This window comes from Nocardiopsis protaetiae, assembly GCF_045446735.1.
Lineage (GTDB): Bacteria > Actinomycetota > Actinomycetes > Streptosporangiales > Streptosporangiaceae > Nocardiopsis > Nocardiopsis protaetiae.
Window position 1 is genome coordinate 1 of record NZ_JBJJBV010000487.1, and the last position, 2,176, is coordinate 2,176.

Annotated in this window: 4 protein-coding genes; 2 read left to right on the forward strand and 2 right to left on the reverse strand. The window is 68.2% G+C overall.

Annotation, left to right across the window (positions count from 1 at the left end; genetic code table 11):
• Positions 1 to 246 precede the first annotated feature (246 nt).
• Both ACJOT3_RS34135 and ACJOT3_RS34140 read right to left on the reverse strand, forming a co-directional pair.
• Complete coding sequence (locus tag ACJOT3_RS34135) at positions 247 to 612, reverse strand: hypothetical protein (RefSeq protein WP_406977264.1); 366 nt, start codon at positions 610 to 612, stop codon at positions 247 to 249.
• Positions 609 to 836 carry a hypothetical protein gene (locus tag ACJOT3_RS34140; RefSeq protein WP_406977265.1) on the reverse strand — a complete coding sequence of 76 codons (228 nt, stop codon included), beginning with the start codon at positions 834 to 836 and terminating at the stop codon, positions 609 to 611. The genes ACJOT3_RS34135 and ACJOT3_RS34140 overlap by 4 nt, the downstream gene beginning before the upstream one ends.
• Before the next feature lie 171 nt (positions 837 to 1,007).
• Between ACJOT3_RS34140 and ACJOT3_RS34145 the strand changes: the two genes are divergently transcribed.
• Complete coding sequence (locus ACJOT3_RS34145; RefSeq protein WP_406977266.1) at positions 1,008 to 1,496, forward strand: glutathione peroxidase; 489 nt, start codon at positions 1,008 to 1,010, stop codon at positions 1,494 to 1,496.
• 153 nt (positions 1,497 to 1,649) lie between these two features.
• Complete coding sequence (locus tag ACJOT3_RS34150; RefSeq protein ID WP_406977267.1) at positions 1,650 to 1,883, forward strand: hypothetical protein; 234 nt, start codon at positions 1,650 to 1,652, stop codon at positions 1,881 to 1,883.
• The last annotated feature ends 293 nt before the right edge of the window (positions 1,884 to 2,176 follow it).

Sequence of the window (2,176 nt, forward strand, 5' to 3'; positions counted from 1 at the left end):
GGGGCCGATTCCCCCGAACACGCCCCGGGCGGCGCCGACCCCGGAACCCCGGGGCGGACCACGGCGGGCCTGGCCCGGCACCCGACCGCCCGCGCCGGTACCGGTACCGGCGCCGTGTGCGCGAGGTACCGCGCGGCGGCCGGTTCGGCGGGCTCGACCGGGACCCCGGGACCATGGGTGTTCCGGTGCCCGGTCGAGCGGTTCGCGGCGGCCGGTTCGGCGGCCCCGGACGATCCGAACGACCCGTCAGACGTTCGCCGCCAGGTCCTGCGCCTTCTCCATGTTCACGCGCTCGGGCTGTTCGCTCACCGAGGGCCAGCGGGGGGTGGCGCCCCCGGCCGCGTGCAGGGCCGTGCGGATGAGGCCCAGGGCCCGGCCCAGGACCGCGTTGATGTCGTGGTCGCCGAGGATCAGCAGCTCGACGGTCAGGGTCTTCATGCCGGCGTCGGTGCTCACGGTCGAGTCGGTGAAGTCGTCGTTGCACTTCTCCAGTTCGAGAAGCTCCTCCATGACCCGCCGACCGTGCATGTGGACTTCTTCGGCGGCACTACCGGGCGGCATGGTCAGCCTGAACTGGAGGGTGATCTGTGTGGCGCTGAAACCACCGCTCACGACTCCTCCTTCGCTTGGGGCGGGCACACCCGTTCGACGTGCTGAACCGCTTGCTTCCAGTAGTTGGGGTTCGACGGTGTGAGGTGGATCTGGCGCTGGTGCTCCCCGCACGGGCACCGGATCGTGTAGTAGGTGGGCGGGTCGATGATCCGCCAGCCCAACCGGTGGATCTCCTCCAGTGCGTCCTGGCCCTCCCTCTTGGGATGCCTCCTCCAGTAACCCACTACCCCGCCCTCGTCGGATTCCTTCATTATGCACAGGGCGTCCGGGCCGAAAAGCGTCAGCCTGGTCGGCGGTGGGCCGTGAGGCGTGCCCGGCGCGGGGTCCGCCGCCGCGGGGCGGCCCGGGGTGAGAAGGTGTCCGATGACGAGGCACCTCGCAGAGCAAGGAGTGACATGTCCGTTTTCGATGTCGAGATCGGCGCCCTCAACGGCGGTTCCGCCGACCTGTCCCGGTACCGGGGCAAGGCCGTGCTGGTCGTCAACGTCGCGTCCCGGTGCGGGCTGACGCCGCAGTACGCGGCCCTGGAGAACCTCCAGAAGCAGTACGGGGAGCGCGGGTTCACCGTGCTCGGGGTCCCCTGCAACCAGTTCATGGGGCAGGAGCCGGGCACCTCCGAGGAGATCGCCGCGTTCTGCTCGACCACCTACGGCGTCACCTTCCCGATGACGGAGAAGGTCGACGTGAACGGCGAAGGGCGGCACGCGCTGTACGGGGAGCTGGTCTCCGTGGCCGACGCCGAGGGCCACACCGGCGACATCCGCTGGAACTTCGAGAAGTTCCTCATCGCCCCGGACGGCACCGTCGCCGCGCGCTTCGCGCCGCAGACGGAGCCGGAGGCCGAGGACGTCGTCAAGGCCATCGAGGCCGCGCTGCCCGCCTGACGGCTCCACTCCCTCGTACCGTTCGGCGCCACCAGAGCGGGGATCAAGGTACTTCCCCCGCCTCCGGAGGAATTCGTCACGATCACCGGGAGAAAACGGGAACACATCGGCCTCGGCAATCGTTCTTACTTGGTAGCCACAAGTTTCAACAGCGTGACTGGTCCGATTCCAGTGGTGGTGGCGGGCACTCTCCTCCTGCTTGTTCCGTTCCTGATGGTCAAACTGGGAATCCTCGACGAAGACGGAAAGTGGAGTGTACGCGGCCTCTGGCAGGCCCTGAAGAAGGCGGTGGAAGCGATCGAGACGACCGAGAAGTTCGTGACCTACGCCCGCCGAACCTACCGAATGGTTTCCACGCTGTTCATCGTGCCGGCTCACAAGAGTTGAGTTCGGCTTCGAAGGCCTCCGCCGCCGCGGGGGCCTTCGGCCTTTGCGGGGCAGAACACAAGCCAGACGGCGAGTGTGGGCATGCTTCCGGCGGGTGCCACGTTCTCCTGGCGAACATCGCCCACCTCGCCTTGGCCACGTTCATCACTTAGAGCGTGTTTGAGAAGGGTCAGGAAATAGGGCCCTGACTCGTCCAGGCCTGCTGGCGGGTCGCCTCCCGGCCGCGTGCCAGACGGCGGACCATCTGCCCGATCGCGGCCCAGCGCACCATCTCCTCGGCCACCCCGGGCTGA